This is a genomic window from Pseudomonas paraversuta (assembly GCF_904067025.1).
Lineage (GTDB): Bacteria > Pseudomonadota > Gammaproteobacteria > Pseudomonadales > Pseudomonadaceae > Aquipseudomonas > Aquipseudomonas paraversuta.
This window is the reverse complement of record NZ_CAJFDA010000001.1, coordinates 2,843,582-2,855,649: the sequence shown is the minus strand read 5'-3', so window position 1 is coordinate 2,855,649 and position 12,068 is coordinate 2,843,582. Positions and strand designations below refer to the sequence as shown.

Here is a 12,068-nt window from a genome sequence, read left to right as displayed (position 1 = left end):
TGAGTGAGATAAGTGCAAAAACACCCGGGGGTCTGAGTGGGGGTATCAAGCAGCGTTTGATCCAGCAAGCACTGGAGCGCCGTCGCAACGGCGCAGGAGACAGTAATGGCGCGACCCTTGAGCAAGCGCAGCAGGCGGCACTGAAAGTTCCCGAGGCGTTTTACCGTTTCGATCTGTATCCCGGCTATCAGCAGATGCAGTTCCTGCAACAAAGTGCAGCACGCATGGGCTTGGGGAACCCGTTTTTCCGTCTGCATGACGGGCTGGCAGGTGCCCAAACCTGCATTGGTGGCCAGGATTATGTGAACTTCGCCAGTTACAACTACCTGGGCTACTCCGGGCATCCGGTGGTGGTTCAGGCGGCGAAGGACGCTATAGATCGTTACGGCACTTCGGTGTCGGCCAGCCGCGTGGTGTCCGGTGATCGACCGTTGCACCGCGAGCTGGAGCGTGAGCTGGCCAGCTTTTATGAAGTTGATGACGCGGTTGTGTTTGTCAGCGGTCATGCCACTAACGTCACCACCATCGGCTATCTGTTCGGTCCGCGGGATTTAGTGCTGCATGATGAGTTGGTGCATAACAGCGTGTTGCAGGGCATTCAGCTTTCGGGTGCCCGCCGCCTCAGCTTTGCTCACAACGACTGGCAAGCGCTGGACCGCATTCTGGGTGAACAACGTCAGCATTTTGAACGGGTGCTGGTGGTGGTCGAAGGCATTTACAGCATGGACGGCGACTATCCGGACTTGCCGCGATTTGTCGAGCTCAAACGCAAGCACAAAATCTTCCTGATGGTCGATGAGGCTCATTCGTTGGGTGTCATGGGCGCGACAGGCAGGGGCATACGTGAACACTTCGGCCTGGCCGGAGATGACGTAGACATCTGGATGGGAACCCTGAGCAAGACCCTCGCCAGCTGCGGTGGCTACATTGCGGGTAATACGGCGCTGGTGGAGCATTTGAAGTTTCTGGCGCCCGGTTTTCTCTACAGTGTGGGCCTGCCTCCGTCCGTCACTGCGTCGGCCCTGGCGGCGCTGCGCTGCCTGATCAACGACCATGAGCGAGTACAGGCCGTTCAGGCCCGTGGCGAGCAGTTTTTGCGACTGGCCAGGGAGGCCGGGCTGGATACGGCAACCAGCACCGGGCTGGCCGTGATACCGGTGATTACCGGCAGCTCGCTCAAGGCGGGGCAACTGTCCAGCGCCCTGTTTGAACGGGGGATCAACGCTCAGCCGATCCTCTATCCGGCGGTGCCGGAGAAAACCGCGCGGGTGCGCTTCTTTGTGTCTTGTGAGCACACGCAAGAGCAGATCAGCCGTACCGTGGCCATCGTGGCAGAAGAGCTGGCACGGCTGGATTGAGCTGCCGGCTTGCAGCACCTTGAAACGCTGTGCAGCAAGCCGCCTGGCTGGTGGTTCAGGCGGCGCAAAAAAGGCTAGATAAAGGGCTTCTCATAGGCATTGAGCTGTTCGATGAACCGCCAATGGCTGCGTTTATCAAACCCCATCATGCGTTTGAGACGAATGTCCCAGCGCATATGGTGGTTGGCAATCCATGGCAGGGCGAACAGGTGGGCGCCGCGCCACGGGATAAAGGGGTTGCGGCGCAGGCTTGCGTAGATTTCCACCCGGTGGCTCGGGCGCAGACTCGGGCAGCGGGCGTGGAAACCCGATGTGTCAGCCACTACCAGAGTATTGGCGGGTACCGCGAAACGCCGCGGTGGCGGCAAACCCAGCCCGGCCAATTCATTCTCATAAATCCGGAACGAGCCCTCGCGGTGCATTTGCTCGGGTGAACAGGCTGCGCCCAGGCTCTGACGATACTCCCAGGCCAATCGCTCGGGCGTCAGGCGATGGGACCCCGGCACATAGCTGAACGGCCCCTGATCGTCGGCCACGTCATCCAGAAACAACCACGCCTTGGCAGTCGGATGGAAAGTGTCGGTGTGCAGGCGGGTTTGCGGGTCTTCCTCGGGATTCACCGCATCGATCACGATCGACTGCAGTTGATAGGTGATGCCACCGGTGTTGGATGAAGCATAGGAAATCAGATCACGCACGCTGCGGTCAGCGATAAAGGCTGCGGTGGCCGGGTTTTGTGCCAGCACGTCCTGGTCCAGGCTTACTCGGCGGGTCACCGCCTTGCCCTGACGCATTTCCCAGCCGGTGCTGCGCAAGTCACCCAGTTCGGCCCGCAAGGCCGAAAATTGCTCGGCGGGCAGGGCGTTCTCGCGCACGAAGAATCCCTGCTCCTCGAAGCTTGCCTGTTCGGCCGGGTTCATTCGCGATGCCAGTGCCCGGCGGCGCATGGCCGCCATGGCCATGGCAATCTGGCGACGTTGCACGTGCAAGCCCATGGCATTGAGTCGGGGGCTGCCCAACACCGGGTTGTTTTCGAACGATTTAGCGTGGGTCAGCAGTTGCAGGCAATGCCATGGCAGCGCTGCATAACGGCCCAGATCCTTTAATGAAGCAGGCATGGACTAATCCTTTAGCGGAACCACTGCACGGGGGAATCCGAGCATGGTCCGGGTGTAATTGAGCAGTGCCCGAACACGCGGCTGAAGTCTCAGGCGTGGCGGGGAAGGGTTCGACAGGCATGCCAGGGCATGCCACGCATCGCAGGGCAAAGCTGTGTGCGGGTCGGCGTAGCGCGCATAGCGCAACAGGACGCCGGCGACCAACTCATCCAGGCTCAGGCGCCGGGTTCGGCGGGTCAAGGGCTGCGAGTCCTGGGTCAGCCCCCAACCGGCATAAAACGGGGTGCCGTAGGTCACTACGGTCAAATGCCGCAGCAAGGCTTCGAAGCCGGCCGTGGAACTGATGGTATGCACTTCATCGACCTGGGCATAAAGCTGAGTGATGTCGGCACCGGGCAACACCTGATCCGCCAGTTCGTGCAAGAGCATTTCGCTCAGGCTGCCCTGACGCTTGCCCGCTTCGACATCCGGGTGCGGCTTGTACACGATCCAGGCATCCGGAGCGTTGCTGCGCACATGCCTGAGCAGCGCCAGGTTGTCGTGCAGGTGGGTGACACTGCAGCGCAATGAGGCATCGTCCTGCACTTGGCCGGGTACCAGAATCCGGCGCTGGCCCGGACGTGCCCGTACCAGGTGATCGGCGTTGCTTTTAAGGTTGAACTTGCTGACGCCCAGCGCCACGATCCGTTCGCGCAAACGGGCGGCTTCAGCCAGCGTAGCGGGGTCAAAAGCACCCTGTTCGAGCAGGGTTTCGAGGTCGGAAGGCGCGCTGGCATCGTAGTGAATGCCGCTGCGGTCGAGTACCAGTGACAGCGCCGGGGCGTTGAGCGAACCCAGCCCGTTGGAACGCAGAAAACCATCTTCGATGCGCAACACCGGTACGTTCGAGGCCTGCGCCCGGGCCTTGAGGCTGGCCGGTTCGCGGGCCGCCCATACCAGCAAGGTGCCGCTCTGGGCGGCCACTTCTGCCAGCAGCATCGGGCTGTCTGCGCTGAACTTCAACTGACCCCAGCGGCTACTGAAAAAACGCCGCAGGTTGTGCTGTTTATGCCGTTTGATCCCGAGCACCGTGATGTTCCCGGCAAATTCGGCATCCTGTGCTTTTTGCCGCGCCAGCTGACGGGCAATGGTCAGGGCATCGGTCGGCAGGCTGGTGAGTGGATCGACATAGCGGCTGTAGCGTATGTAAGCGGCTGCCACCAGTTGCACCAGATCTGGTCGTGCCCGACGCCGCGGGATTGGCATGCGGTCGTCCGTCAGGCCCCAGCCTGCATAAAAAGGCAGGCCGAAGCAGGTCACGGGTACGCCTTGAATCAAGGCTTCCAGCCCGGCCTGACTGGTGCCGATGTACACCCGGCGCGCACGCCGTGCCAACGAAGCCCAGGACACGGGTCGACTCTCCAGCGCTACGCCCCTTGCGGTTGCTGCGGCGAGCAGGCAACTGGGCTTTTGCCCGCCAATACAGTCCGGGTGAATGCGTACGCGGACTTCGGCGTCCGGGTTTTCGCTAATGGCCACGTCAAGCATGCGTACATAATCGGCTTCGCACAGACCGCCGCCCGGGATCGAGTAATCCCCGGCGGTTTGATCCACGACCAATATCAATGGCCGCTCGCGACCCAGCGGATCGGCGGGGTCGAGGTCGGGTGCGTTGTTGTATTTGCCGATGCCGGTACGACGCATCAATTCGATCAACTGGCGGGCGCTTTGCAGTTCGTCAGGGCGAAGGCTGTCGGGGGACTGAAGAATGTTTTCCAGCAGGGAAGGGCGATCTGCCAGGTAGTGGATGCCCACCGGGTCGACCACCATCGACATCGGTGTGTCGCCTTCGATACCCAGTGACGAAGAGCGCAGAAAGCCGTCTTCCAGTGCGATGTAGGTCAGGCCCCAGCGCTGGCACAGCACCCGCGCATGAGCCGATGATTGTTTATAGCCGATGCCGGCGATAGCTTTCAGGCCTTTGGGCGCACGTTGCCCGCGCTGCCAGAGCCAGAAAGGCTCCCCTTCCGGGCCGAGAAATTGCGGTAAATGCAGGACCTTCCACGCCACCCATTGCGACATGATGCCGATCCAGCCGGGCCCTTCAACCAACGGTTGCAAAGGCATGAAGGGGGTGTCCAGACCGTTCACGGCTGAGTCTCCACATAACGGCGCATGGTGCGCACGGGCGGCCATGGTACCCAGCGCTTGGGCAGCAGGCTAAAGCCGTTTTGCAGGTACAGGTGGCGAGCGCGGTCATTGGCCAGCGGTACTTCCAGATAAACAGCCCTGAACCCTTGGGTCGCGGCATGTTTGCTGCACGCCTGCAGCAGCGCGCTGGCGATGCCGTGATTGCGTGCCGACCTGCTGACCCGCAAGCCATACAGCAGGAACGGGTAGCGCCATTCGCGGCACTCGCTCAGGCAGAACGCGGCGAACCGCAGTGTGCCGCTGAGCCAGCCAAATTCGCGAACAAAAGGTTTGACGCGCAACGCAAACGGCCCGCGCATCTGATACTTGAGTGCGGCATAGCCCACCGCTTGTCCATCTTCAAAGGCCAGCAGTATGCGGTCCCAATGAATGCTGGCGCCAAGCAGGCGTTGGCGGCAGTCGGCATTACCGATGATGAAGGCCAGGGAGCCCCGACCTTCTGTCACCAGGCGTGACAGCCCGGGATCGGTGAGCAGGTCCGGCGTCAGGCTCGAACCCTGCACGATGGGGACCATGCCTCACGCGGCTCCGCGGGTGGAGGGTGTTTGAGCAGCGCAGGCCAGTAAATGACAGGCCAGCCTGTCGACCTGCAGCGGGCTTGGGGTGACGTTGAGCGGGCGGCGGTTGGACCATATCAGGTAGTCGGTGTCGCCCACGGGTTCGCCAATGGCTTGATAGACATCGGGGAGGATCGGCACATGATCGCCAAAGAAACACAGCAGTGCTTCGTTGGGTTGTTCCAGGAGGGTCGTGCGCAGCTTGCCGAGCATCAGGTCGGCATTGGCGATATGGCGCAAGTAGGGGGCGAGATCGTCCATGCCTTGCAGCAGTGGCTGGTCAAACCAGGTCGGCAACTGCGCCGCTTCAACCTGTTCAAGGTGCAGCGGCCCATGGTTTTCCATGGTCACGGCGTGGATGAACAGGGGTTGTGTGCGGGTCGGGTCTTGCAGCAGTTCGCGGATCTTGTCCGCCACGGCGCAATCGCCAATGAACGGCCCGGCTTTCTGTGACTCATCAAAGCTTTGTATGTCGATGAATTCGTCGAAACCCAGCGCGGGCAACACCTTGTTGCGTCCATAAAAGCTGCCATGGAACGGGTGAATGCACACCGTGCGATAGCCCTGTGTCTTGAGGTGGCTGGCCAGACTCGGCAAGCCCTTGCGCGCCAGCACACGGTATGGATTAAAGCGGTGAACCCCCAGGCGTTCGCCGGGTATACCCGTGAGGTAAGCGAACTCGGTGCGTACGGTATTGGCCCCCCACGCGGCAACCTGCAGCTTGCCCCGCGCCAGAGCTTCTTGCGTGAGGCGATCGTACTCGGTCAATACCTGAGGCTTGACGCCGGACCACAGTTCACGCACATCAAAAAAAGACTCGCTCTGCACCGATACCAGGTCGGGTAATGGCGCGGCAGGCGCTGCGATATCGCCCTGATTGAACGGTGAAGCCAGCGCTGCCGGATCAACCGGTTTACGGGCGGCCCAAAAATAGCGCCACAGGCAGGCTACCAGCCCCCAGCGCTGAATATCGGCGTTGGCATCAAAGCTCGGTACGCTGGAGCGATGGCCCAGTTTCAGCAGGATCAATCCGCCCAGCCCCAGCCATAGCGCATCCAGCCGGCCCCCGGCCACTTGCGGCTCGAAGGTCAGCCCTGCCCAGAGGTAGGCGATAAAACCGGTTGCCAGCAGCGCGGCTTTACCTATGCCGAAAAATGGCAGGTACAGGCGCGGGAAGCGTACGGCGTCGCTGAAGTATTCGAAATCGGCACACACGAATGGCTCGCGCAGCGAGTGGTACTTGGCGTTGCTGACCATCACGATCAACAACCACCCCAGTACCACATTGATTGCGCTGAACAACGGGCGCGCGGTCAAAGCGTATAGCACCGCCAGGCTTACGCACCAGACACCGGTGTGCAGTAACCAGCAACTCAAGGGGCGGCGCAGGGCGGGTCGCGGAATCAGCAGGCGTTCGAGAACAATGGTCAGCAGCAGGCCGACAATACTGATGTGCAGGATGGAAAACTCACTCACTGTAATTCAGACCGCGCAAGATAAACGAAGAAAGGCGCTGTGGAATCACCCCCAGCAGCCAGGTGCCAAGGTTCAGCGGAAAGGGGAAGCTGATACGCGCCTGATTTGCCGCCAGACCGCGCTTGATACGATTGGCCGCTTTTTCAGCGCTCCATAGAAACGGCTTGGGCCCGGGCATTTCAAAACACATTTTCGACTCGACATAACCGGGCACTATCACATTGATTTTCACGCCCTCCGGAGCCAGCCAGTCGCGAATGGCTTCGCCATACACGCGGATCGCAGCTTTGCTCGCGCTGTAGCTGGGCGTCACCGGCAAGCCGCGCCACCCGGCCAGGGAGCTGAACAGCGCAATCTGCCCATGGCCACGGGCGCGCATTGCGGGCAAGGCGGCTTCCACCGTGGCGAAAGCAGCCATCACGTTGATTTCCAGCAAGGCGCGGGTTTCATCCCATTGCTCGCCTTGGCCCTGAGCACCGATATCGATATTGATTCCGGCACCGACCACCACCAGATCGGGTTGCTCTGCGTCACTGATGCGGCGAACCATGGCGCGCAATTCATCGAGTTCACGCACGTCAATCGGCTCAAGCAATACACGGGCGCCGAGAGCGCGGCATTCAGCGGCCATTTCTTCGAGACGGTCCAGGCGACGGCCTTGCAGGATCAGGGTCACCCCTGGTGCGGCATAGGCCGGAGCCAGTGCGCCGCCGATGCCGCCAGTAGCGCCAGTGATGAAAATACAGCGGGGGGTAGAACGTTGGGTCATAGGAAGTTTTCGATTCTCGATGTTTTTGCCATCAGCACGTCCAGGCATTTGTTTACGGCCATGTCGATACCACTGCGCGAGTAAAAACCGCCATTGATCTGCGTGGTGTGGATCACCGTATTGCGGAAATGATGAAACAGGGTCATGTCCGGCTTGACCGGATGGGTCCAGAAATCTTCAAGTTTTCCGGGTTGCGTCAGGCCGGGCAGGGCGTAAATCGGGTTGGCCAGGACGAAAGTCGGTCGCTGGTGCAACAGTGCCGAAGCGCCGGCCGTGCTGTTGATCGTGATCAGCCCGGCAATATGCGACAACAGCGTGGGCATATGCCCGCTGTCGAGAAAGTCCACCCGGTCGGCCACGTCATAGTGTTTGGCTAGGGTTTTGGTGATGCGCTGATAGTTCACCAGCCCCGGTGTCAGCGGATGGTCCTTGACCACCAACCGTGCATCCCCTGGCGCATGGGCGGCAAACGAAGCCAGCACATGGTCGATCACTTCGGACATGTTGTTGAAAGGGGAGTGATCCTTGATCTGTGTATCACTGTCCAGTTGCAGGGGGAGCAGGAACGTCGGGTTGCGCTCGCGGGCCACTTCTTCCACCACGGCGTCATCGCGGGACCCGGCGAGCAGCAGGCGCGCGCCACGGCGTATATACCCTGCGTACTCGGTGGCAGCCGTGAAGGGGGCGTGGGTACGGTAGTTCGGAAAGAACAATTTATTCAGCGCGCCGCCGCAGTGATACAGCACGTCGTGGGTGGCGCGGACCGCAAACGACTGCTTGAACGCAGTACCGTTGTCGTAGCGCGGAACGAACTTGCCGACTTCCCGGTACCAGTCCGGGTCGCTGGGCAGTTGCGAGTGGTTGTTGACCCCGCCGCGTTCCAGGGTGACCCAGTAGGGGCGGAAATAACCCTCCTCGAACACATGAACCCTGATGCCCGCGCTGCGCGCCAGTGCGATGGCGGGGAGATGCACGGGGCGACAGTCACCGAACAGCACCAGGTCGGTGACGCCAAGACTGTGAAATGTTTGCCTGTAAAACGACTCCAGCTCCGCTGCATGGGCCAGACAAAATGTACGGGCGCCAGGGCTGTACAGCACGTCGCCCACATTGAAATTGACGCATTGCACCTGTTGGCCATTATCGCGCAACGTTTTGTTCAGACGCGCAAAGAACGGAGAGCTGACGCCTTGTAGAAACAGAAAACTGCGAGAATCAGGACCAACCAAAGGATTTGGTACGCGCGCCTTCAGTTTCTCAGGCGCATTTTGCCCAACAAACTGTTCAAGCGCTGTATCAAATCCTGCCATTTGGTAGTTGCTCCAGGCTGCGGTGACGCGCGCCAGTGTTGTAGTTCGTGAAGAGTCTGCTCGGCGGTGGTAAAGCAATCGGTAATGCGGCTGACGTAGGTGGGGTACAGCAACAATGTACCCGCCACCAGTTGATCCAGATTCAGGGTCCGTGTGCGTCGTGCTTGTACACCCGGATGCAGGTCTTCGTCTCGGGTCAAGCCCCAGCCGGCATAGAACGGCTGGCCATAGGTGGTTACAGGCACTCCGCGGAGCAAGGCTTCAAAGCCGGACTGGGAGGTCAGGACATGCACCTCATCCACTATTTCAAACAGGTGCTGCAGCGGCGTGTTGCCGATTACTTCGTCACACCAGTCCACCGTTTGCGCTTCGTCACTGCCACGGGCACGGGTACCGGCCAGTACTTCAGGGTGTGGCTTGTACAAAATCCAGGCATCGGGATTGCGTTCGCGAACCGTCTGCAGCAATTGCAGGTTGCTGCGGATGCGGTTGGCGCCAAAGCGGATCGATGCATCGTCTTCCACTTGCCCTGTGACCAGAATCACCCGTTTGGCTTCGGCAGGTCGCACCCAGGGCTCGCCGGGCAAGTTGTATTTGGTCACCCCTGTACGGCAAATAGCCTCGCGCAGGGCCTGTGCCCGCATCTGCAACGAATCTTCAAAGGGATCGTCAAGCAAGATGCGTTCCAGGCGCGACGGGCGAGTAGCGTCGTAATAGATACCCAGGTCGTCCACGACCCAGGACAGAGGCCTGGTCTTGCCCGCGCCGAGTCCGACCGAGCGTAGAAAACCGTCCTCAACCCGGCTCACCGGGTGTGGGTGTTCCGTGAGTTCAGTGTCGTGCTTACAGCCCCAGGACACCGTAGACAGAAGCGGGTCAAAGGGCAGCTCGGGTTTGACGAACTGAATGGCCGAGCCCTTGAAAAACAACATGACCAGCGGTTCTTTCCAGCGGCTGAAGCCCAGCATCTGCACCGAGGCCGGCAACACACTGCGATGGCGGCGCTGCAGACCCAGCCAGTGCATCAGCACCTCAGGCGTGCATGACTGCCCGGTTTCGGGGCTGACGTAGCGTGCATAGCGCACCAGGCTGGCATGCACCAGTTGCTCAAGGCTGACCGGGTGGCGGCGTGAAGGTGGTGGCAAGCGATCCTGTGTCAGTCCCCAGCCGGCATAAAACGGCATGCCCCAGGTATGTACGGGCACATTCCACAGCAGGGCATCGAAGCCCAGTTGCGAAGTCATCACATATACGGCCCGCATGCGCGGCAGTAATTCGGCCGGATGAACATGGTTCGCCAGTACTTGCACCCGTGGGTGGGTTGCCAGTGCCGCCAGATCAAAATGCCCTTGCTTGCGGCCCGCGACCACGTCGGGGTGAACCTTGAGCAGCACTGTGCTGGTGGGGTAGCGCTCCAGCGCCGCCTCGAGCATTGCGTTGAACGCTTGCGGGTCGGCACCTTGCAGTGATGCATCGCCAAAGGTTTGATCCGCCAGCAGCACGCAATCATCAGGCAGTTCAGGGTGTTCGATGCGTGCGTCGTTGTATTTGGACACCCGCTGTTGTTGCCATAGCTGCTGCAGCGCTCTGGCGCGTATGGCTTCGGCCGGGCTGAGCGGGGTAGCGATCAACTGTTCCAGGCGCGAGGGCGCGCTGGCGTCGTAATAAACACCCAGGTCATCAACAATCAGCGACAGCGGCGGCTCATCAGCGCCCAGCCCCATGGAGCGCAAAAAACCGTCTTCCAGGGTAACGACCGGCAAATTGGCGCGCGAGGCTATTGCCAGGGCTTTGATTGCGCTCGGCTTGCGTCCCCAGGCCATCACGCAATCGGCTTTGCGAATGTCGGCCACAGTGCCGTTTCGCAGCACGTAATCGGGCAGCAGCGCGGGTAGGGTGGGTATGCCCTGAGCACCTTTGGACAGGACTAGCAAGCGCGGTAGAGGAATAGCTTCATCCATAAGCGTGAAACAGAAATCCGTTGGAAGTATCTTGCGGGATAAGCCGTCGAGCAGGGCTGGACGACAAAATATGAAGCGCGGATATTAATACAAATCAAGGTCGGGTAGCCTGATTTTTATCAGTTGTATGTAGGAAAAATCCTAGAATCAGAGAGGGTGTATGGTGGCGATTTGCTCTTGTTTATCCAGTAGTCCGAGCAGGTAGTCATACTTTTGTCGCAGCAAAGGCATGCGTTTCTTCTCTTGGTACTCGCTGATGGTTTCTGAGCGCAAGCAGTGAAATAAAGCATTGAGCAGGAATATATAGTGAAGGTTGCGTAGCGCATCATCGGGGTTGAAATGCGCGGGCAGTGCCTGGCGGTAAGTGTCTATAAACTGCTGCTGGGCTTTGAGGAACAGCGGCATATCCTTTCGTCGGAACAGCGCACTCAAGTAGGCCCCGCCGTCAAAACCGACGCGTCCTACCTTGACCTCGCTCCAGTCGATCAACAGCAGTTGGCCTTTGTCGACAAACAGGTTCTTTCGCAGGTAATCCATGTGGCTAATGCATTTGGGGCTACGACGCGCTGCCTTGCTCAGCCGTGCCAGCAGCGGAGTGAAGGGCTTGAATTTGTCCGCCAGGCCGCTGAAGCGCTCATCGCTCTGTCCGAGCCGCTCAAGTTCGGGCAGGCAGCGTGCAAAGTTGAACCGCGGACGCAGCAGAAACCACGGGCGGTAAAAGTCCATGCTCCAGAGCAGGGGGGCCTTGTGTGCGGATTGGCGGCTCAGGTAGTCGTGGCTCAGTGCTTCCTGTTCGGCAATGCCAAGGGCCAGTTGCGGTGCAATGTTTGGCATGCGCGGCGGCTTGCCGCGCACAAATTCAGTAAAGATCAGGCTTTCCCACGGCGTTTCAATCACTCCCAGGCAGGCCGGGTATTGAAATTGCGTGCTGGCATTGAGCATGTCCCGCTGCCGATAAAAGCGTGCTTCCTGGCTGCCAATAAAAAACATCTTGCGAATGGACTTTTCGACCAGTTCCACGGTCATACCCGTGCCGGGATCAGTTATCTGATGGTGGCGCACGTAGTTGACGAAAGAGGCATTGGAGTCCAGATCCTGGCTAACGATTGTCAGTGGCTGTATTCGCCATTGTGGCAATAGCGCACGTAAATGGTCCTGCAACTGACCGTGCTGCCAACGGTAAAGTGTTCTGCGACCCTGCAGAGGGTGTAGATCCGAATTCATGGTTTCAACTTAGGCGAATGCCGTACGTCCGACTTACTGCGGTATTGGTAGCAATATGCTGAGTGATAGAGAACTCAGGTACAACGAAAAGTTTACTTGTCAGGC

9 protein-coding genes are annotated in these 12,068 nt (G+C 59.8%); 1 reads left to right on the top strand and 8 read right to left on the bottom strand.

The window, feature by feature from the left end; genetic code table 11:
- Positions 1-8: 8 nt before the first annotated feature.
- Positions 9-1,358: an aminotransferase class I/II-fold pyridoxal phosphate-dependent enzyme gene (locus JQ848_RS12995; RefSeq protein ID WP_029612964.1), complete on the top strand. Its 1,350-nt coding sequence runs from the start codon at positions 9-11 to the stop codon at positions 1,356-1,358.
- Positions 1,359-1,432: 74 nt separating this feature from the next.
- Here JQ848_RS12995 and JQ848_RS12990 read toward each other — a convergent pair whose 3' ends face one another.
- The 8 genes from JQ848_RS12990 to JQ848_RS12955 all read right to left on the bottom strand — a co-directional run bounded on the left by JQ848_RS12990 (position 1,433) and on the right by JQ848_RS12955 (position 11,963).
- Positions 1,433-2,476 (bottom strand): phytanoyl-CoA dioxygenase family protein, encoded by a 1,044-nt coding sequence (locus tag JQ848_RS12990; RefSeq protein ID WP_003446039.1) that lies wholly within the window; start codon positions 2,474-2,476, stop codon positions 1,433-1,435.
- 3 nt (positions 2,477-2,479) lie between these two features.
- Positions 2,480-4,606: a capsular polysaccharide biosynthesis protein gene (locus JQ848_RS12985; RefSeq protein WP_235972473.1), complete on the bottom strand. Its 2,127-nt coding sequence runs from the start codon at positions 4,604-4,606 to the stop codon at positions 2,480-2,482.
- Positions 4,603-5,181, bottom strand: coding sequence for a GNAT family N-acetyltransferase (locus JQ848_RS12980; protein WP_202210808.1), 579 nt, complete (start codon positions 5,179-5,181; stop codon positions 4,603-4,605). Before JQ848_RS12980 ends, JQ848_RS12985 begins: the two co-directional genes overlap by 4 nt.
- Positions 5,182-5,184: 3 nt before the next feature.
- Positions 5,185-6,699 (bottom strand): LTA synthase family protein, encoded by a 1,515-nt coding sequence (locus tag JQ848_RS12975; RefSeq protein WP_235972472.1) that lies wholly within the window; start codon positions 6,697-6,699, stop codon positions 5,185-5,187.
- Positions 6,692-7,468: an SDR family NAD(P)-dependent oxidoreductase gene (locus JQ848_RS12970; RefSeq protein WP_010657305.1), complete on the bottom strand. Its 777-nt coding sequence runs from the start codon at positions 7,466-7,468 to the stop codon at positions 6,692-6,694. Before JQ848_RS12970 ends, JQ848_RS12975 begins: the two co-directional genes overlap by 8 nt.
- Entirely contained in the window at positions 7,465-8,778 is a 1,314-nt protein-coding gene (locus JQ848_RS12965) for a capsule biosynthesis protein (RefSeq protein ID WP_202210807.1), read from the bottom strand. The genes JQ848_RS12970 and JQ848_RS12965 overlap by 4 nt, the downstream gene beginning before the upstream one ends.
- Positions 8,718-10,739: a capsular polysaccharide biosynthesis protein gene (locus tag JQ848_RS12960; RefSeq protein WP_037001845.1), complete on the bottom strand. Its 2,022-nt coding sequence runs from the start codon at positions 10,737-10,739 to the stop codon at positions 8,718-8,720. The genes JQ848_RS12965 and JQ848_RS12960 overlap by 61 nt, the downstream gene beginning before the upstream one ends.
- A 147-nt stretch (positions 10,740-10,886) precedes the next feature.
- Positions 10,887-11,963 (bottom strand): phosphotransferase, encoded by a 1,077-nt coding sequence (locus JQ848_RS12955; protein ID WP_235972470.1) that lies wholly within the window; start codon positions 11,961-11,963, stop codon positions 10,887-10,889.
- Between the last annotated feature and the right edge of the window lie 105 nt (positions 11,964-12,068).